This is a genomic window from Mesorhizobium sp. M2A.F.Ca.ET.037.01.1.1 (genome assembly GCF_003998075.1).
In the GTDB taxonomy this organism is placed as follows: Bacteria; Pseudomonadota; Alphaproteobacteria; order Rhizobiales; family Rhizobiaceae; genus Mesorhizobium.
In genome coordinates this window covers 1-4,404 of record NZ_RZSA01000570.1, presented here as the reverse complement: position 1 = coordinate 4,404, position 4,404 = coordinate 1, and the positions used below count along the sequence as shown (strand labels likewise).

Sequence of the window (4,404 nt, the reverse complement as noted above, 5' to 3'; positions counted from 1 at the left end):
TGCTCGCCTGGGCGTTCCCGAGCCGGAGCGGAGCAGCCAGTGGAGGCATGGGCGCCGCCCTGATGAGCATTGTCTTACTGTCAGGGCTGGCGGCAGCGGTGGGACCAAGCTTCACTCGGAACTCCGAAGTGATAGTAGTATTCCAGAAGGGGATGAACCCGGCTTCCATGATGCAGGCGATTCTCAGAGCGGGTACGAGCACAAGATGGAACAGCTCTGACGGATCTATATGGGTCGTTGGGCCGGTCTCATGGGGAGGACTCTTCAGTCTGCATGCCAACGGTGCCCTTGTCGTCAGCACATCGCCGTTGGTCGGCGGCTGCTTGGCCTGGTCAAGTTTCAAGGTCTGAACGGGGTGGAGGGCCAAGGTCCGCTACTTCAATTCGCAAGGAAAGCGAATGATCAGCGTCTAGGGTTCTTCATCTCGCTTGCCTTGAGCCGATCCATGATTGTACGCAAGTGGTCGGGTAGCCATCCCTCCGAGCGAAAAACCGGGAGCGCGCGCAAGTGGCGCCGCATTATTTCGTTTGTGAATTGCTGTCTCACAACGCTTGCAACCTGTTCCGAGCGCTTGCTACGCTGCATGGTATTCCGGCAAACCTGATCCCTGAGATGCGCAGAAACCGGCGGTCTCTGAAAGGTTCCTCGGCTGTGTTCGGGCTTTTGGAGGGCAACCCTGAGTATCAATGCTGGTTTTGTCAGCCAGTCCTGTGCGGCATCTGGTAGGCGCGGCCGTTTCTAACCGTCGCTGGCTTGCGGACATATTTCGAACCTGCGGGCACCGCGAACTGGTCGAACCGCTCCGCGAGCCGATCGAGACCCTGGCGCATTCCCGCGCCAGCCGCCGCGGCTCCATGGCCACTGATCACCAGTTCCGGTTTCAAAGCGGCCAGTTCGCGGACCGAGCCCTCGGCGGCTTCCCAGTCGGGCGTGAAATAGCGTGGCGGGCCGTGCATTTCGAGCTGCTGCACGGCGACTTCGTAGGCCGATTCCTGGCCTGTTGTTATGAAGGCGTCGCCGGCAATCAGTGCACGGTCGGCTTCGCGCCACAGTGAGATGTGACCTGGGGCGTGCCCGGGCGTGTGCAGCCACTGCCAACCCGGCATGCCTGGCACCGACGCATCCTCAGGCAAGGGTCTAAGCCGGGTATCGAGATCGATCGGGCCACACGGGAAAAGTGGCGAAAGCAACGCCATCAGGCCGCCACCAACCCAAGGATCGGGTGGAGGATAAGATGCGGTCCCGTCGAGGTACGGATGCTCATCCGGGTGGGCATAGACCGGCACGTCCCACATCTTGGCCAATTCCAGCACGGTGCCGACATGATCGAAATGGCCATGCGTCAGAATGATGGCAGACGGCCGGGCGTCTGGGCCGAAACGTGACTGCGCAACGCTGACGATGCTGCTCCTCGACGTTGGCAATCCCGTATTTCTCTGAAAAGGATGCCTGGGGATGGGGCTTCTCAGGCGTGATGGTGCGCGGCTCGGGCGCAGCGTGGGATTTGCGCAAAGCACAACCTTATGAATGCTACTCCGAAATGAACTTCGACATTCCGGTGGGCAAGAACGGCGACTGCTACGACCGGTATCTCGTGCGCATGGAAGAGATGCGCCAGTCGGCGAAAATAATGCGCCAGTGTATCGAACTGCTGGTGAAGGAGGGGCCTGGCCCCATCTCCAATCCGGACCGAAAGATCGTGCCGCCCAAGCGTGCTGCGATGAAGCGTTCGATGGAAGCGCTGATCCATCATTTCAAACTCTACACGGAAGGTTTTCGCGTGCCCGCGGGGGAGGTCTATGCAGCGGTCGAAGCACTCAAAGGCGAGTTCGGGGTCTATCTGGTGGCGGACGGCACCAACAAGCCTTACCGCTGCAAGCTGCGAGCGCCGAGCTTCGCGCACCTGCAGGCGATGGATCTGCTGTGCCGCGGTCACTTGCTTGCCGACGTTACGGCTGTCCTGGGATCTATCGATATCGTGCTGGGAGATGTCGATAGATAGTCTCCAGTCCGACAGGGCGAGGCCAATCGCGGCCTCTCCCTGAGCTGGTAAGATCACCAGCATGGCACCCTGTGAAATTCCCGCTTGAACGTTGTTCGTTTGCTTGGCTCCTTGCCCAAACAGGCTGCTCTATACCGAGGGGGTTCGGAAGCGGCCGTCGACGATCTAGTTGTCCTAACACTCCAGGCTGCGATTGCGGAGAAAGCAACCCGCCCCGCCAGAATTAGCGTTAGATGGCTGCACAGGATCCATGTTGCGACATCTCAATTGAGTGAAGCGCTCACGAGTGTTCTGGGCTTCATTAGGTAAGCCAGGCGATGCCAATTGGCGCCATGGCTTGGCAAGTTTCGGCGTATGCGTGCTTCCGAAGTGGACTGACCGGCTCTTAACAAGCTCGCGGGCCTGTTTCGGCAAGGCCGGGCAATCAAACAAGATCGTCGACTGGAACAATGTCTCTCGGCCGTTGTTCGGTCGCGTTGCAGTGGAGAGCTGCCAGCTATGAGCTTGCGGCAAACAAACAGAATTTCGCGGCCCAAGCCCAGATGGCGAACCGGGATCATGTTTGTTGTGTGTGCAGCCCGATTCTCTAGCAGCCCTGGACGCCAAGCCTATGCGAGGACGTCATGCGCCCCCGTATGAATATATTTAATTTCGGAAGTGACAGCGCTGACAACGATGTCCGACATGCAAATCGCATTTCGACAAGCGATGTAGACCAACTCGCCTATTTCGCCGCAGTGAACGGCATCACAGAGCAACAGGCGCGGGACCTGATTCAAAGGCATGGGGACAACCTTGCCGTGCTCGTCAATGAAGCTCGGAAGCTCCGAGAGCTAGGATGATAAAGCGCATTACCGCCGATCGCCAATTACAGCACCGGAACAAGCGATGAGCGGCGTCGGGGGAAGCTCTCGCGTGGCCGCTTGGCAGATAAACTTGTATCGAACGAGAAGAGGGATGATGGCAGGACATGATTGCGGAGCATGCGCAGGGTGTCGACGCCGCTGCTGCGGCGGCCACCGATTCGGTGATGGGCAGCGCTCGTCTCTCCTCGGTCTGCAATGAGCGATCCTCTTGTGCCGCTCGCAAAATCCGTTCGAGAACGGGACGCCGTCCTGTTCGTCGGGGCGGGCGTCTCCATGAGTGTCGGACTGCCTTCCTGGGAGGAACTGATCCAGCGAATGGCGGATGAGCTTGGCCTTGAGGTGGACCTTGGCAGGCAGCGTGATCGCTTTCAGACCCTTGCCGAGTATTACCGCATCAAGCATGGCAGCATCGGACCGCTTCGCAGTTGGATGGACCGGCACTGGACCGTTAGCCGCGACAAGATCGAAAAATCCGAATTGCACCGTCTCATCGTCGCGCTGAACTTCCCGGTGATCTATACCACGAACTACGATCGGAACCTCGAAGTTGCCTTTGAGATACATGGCGTCGAATACGTCAAAGTGGCCAATGCGCGGGACGTGTCGAAGGCGCGCAGGGATGTCCCCTACATTGTGAAATTCCACGGCGACTTCGATGACGATTCCTCCCTGGTTCTCACAGAGACTGACTACCTCGACCGGCTGTCATTCGACTCGCCGCTCGACGTGAGGTTCCGTTCGGACCCCTTGGGCAGCACGGTCTTGTTCTTTGGCTACAGCCTTTCCGACCTGAACATCCGGTTGCTCCTGCACCGGCTCTGGCAAACTTGGAGCCGATCGGGCTACGAGGCGGATCGGCCTCCCTCCTTCATTTTCATGGCGCACCGTGATCCGGTCGAGGAGGCGGTGCTGGCGCGTTGGGGCATCACAGTGGTCACGGGCGACGACGATGATCCTGAAAAAGGGCTACTCGGTTTCCTCTCTCGCCTTGCTGCCCTCGTCGAGGCGAACCCAAGCGACCCACCGACGCTGGAGTCAGGAGGCGAACTACCCTGACCGGTTCGCAGTGGCCACCCGCCGAGTGGAACAGCTTGTCGCGTTCGCAAGTTCGGGTGCGCTGGTTCAGCGTACGAAACCCTACGTTCTGATTGCTTTTGCGTACGGACAGGCCCCAGGTTGGAAAGGCGAAGTTGAAGGATTGAGAAAGTGCGGTTCGCGAAGTGGCGATCGCCGCGCCGCCTGAGATCCGGGAGAATGCGACGTGGTCGAGACGGGAGAGAGCGCGATGGATCAAGCAAGGATGATCGTTCTGATCACTGGCGCTTCAGGTCTGATTGGCTCGACATTGTGCGCGCGCCTTGCGGCGGAGGGGCACGAAGTCGTCCGGGCTGTCCGTGGCCGCACACCAAATGGCCTTTTTCAGGGGCGGAGCGTCGTCATCGATATGGCGAGGGCATTGGAGGCGGAAGACTGGCTCCCCCACCTTCGTGGGGTCGACGCTGTCGTGAACTGCGCGGGCGTGCTTCAGGACAGTGC

At 59.5% G+C, this 4,404-nt stretch carries 2 protein-coding genes and 2 pseudogenes; 3 read left to right on the top strand and 1 reads right to left on the bottom strand.

What is annotated here, in order from left to right; all coding sequences use genetic code 11:
* Positions 1-698 precede the first annotated feature (698 nt).
* Positions 699-1,433 (bottom strand): annotated as a pseudogene (locus EOA27_RS24405) (MBL fold metallo-hydrolase); the annotation flags it as partial.
* A gap of 8 nt (positions 1,434-1,441) precedes the next feature.
* Here EOA27_RS24405 and EOA27_RS24400 point away from each other — a divergent pair.
* From EOA27_RS24400 to EOA27_RS24385, 3 genes and pseudogenes are all read left to right on the top strand, one after another.
* A pseudogene (locus tag EOA27_RS24400) lies at positions 1,442-2,002 on the top strand (NADH-quinone oxidoreductase subunit D); the annotation flags it as partial.
* A gap of 1,061 nt (positions 2,003-3,063) precedes the next feature.
* A complete protein-coding gene (locus EOA27_RS24390) occupies positions 3,064-3,924 on the top strand; it encodes an SIR2 family protein (RefSeq protein WP_126079515.1) in 861 nt (286 codons plus the stop codon).
* 244 nt (positions 3,925-4,168) lie between these two features.
* Positions 4,169-4,404: NAD-dependent epimerase/dehydratase family protein (locus EOA27_RS24385; protein ID WP_127257453.1), on the top strand; the 236-nt coding region annotated here is incomplete at its 3' end.